We start from the raw sequence: 879 nt of genomic DNA on the forward strand, positions 1-879 counted from the left end.
TTATATGCTTAGAGAGGGATTGGTTCCTTATTGAGAGAGAAGATTTTCAACCTTTAGATAGGGTGTCTTCTCCAGAGAACTTAGCCTATATAATATATACATCAGGGAGTACAGGTAATCCAAAAGGAGCGATGATAGAGCATGCAGGGATGCTTAATCATCTTTTAGTGATGGTTGATGAATTTCATATGGATTCAGCGACCAGAATTGGATTTACAGCTCCTTTTACCTTTGATATTTCGGTATGGCAAATGCTAAGTTCATTATTGTGTGGAGGAACTGTTGTTGTATATAGAGAAACGATTATTCAGGAGGCTTCAATTTTTTTAGAGAGTATATCTGATGATGGTATTAATTTATTACAATTGGTACCTTCTTATTTGTCAACTCTTTTAGATATTTCTTTGAACAAAGGTCTTGAGGGTTTAACCTATTTATTAGTTACTGGCGAATCTTTACATAGATCATTACTCGATAAATGGTTTGAGAGGTTTCCAAATGTTCCATTATCAAATGCTTATGGTCCGGCAGAAGCCTCAGACGATGTAAGTTTTTGTACGATGACAAAGATTCCTTCCACTGAAAGTATTCCTATAGGAAAGCCTATCTCCAATATGCGATTATATATAGTTAATTCATCAGATGGATTATGTCCTATAGGAGTTGCAGGTGAATTGTGGGTTTCGGGGATAGGAGTGGGAAGAGGTTACCTGAATGATCCACAAAAAACAGTATTACAATTTATAGCAGACCCATTTAAGGAAGGTGAACGATTATATAAGACAGGAGATTTGGCAAGATGGTTACCGGATGGTAATTTGGAGTTTATAGGCAGGAAGGATGAACAGGTCAAGATTCGGGGATACCGTATAGAGTTAG

General features: G+C 36.7%; 1 protein-coding gene. It reads left to right on the top strand.

Going from position 1 to position 879, the window contains the following annotated elements; genetic code table 11:
* Positions 1-879, top strand: an 879-nt coding sequence (locus tag F0000_RS27480; protein WP_188112330.1) for an amino acid adenylation domain-containing protein, incomplete at both ends; no start/stop codon positions are given.

The sequence above is a fragment of the Aquimarina sp. RZ0 genome (assembly GCF_008370685.1).
In the GTDB taxonomy this organism is placed as follows: Bacteria; Bacteroidota; Bacteroidia; order Flavobacteriales; family Flavobacteriaceae; genus Aquimarina.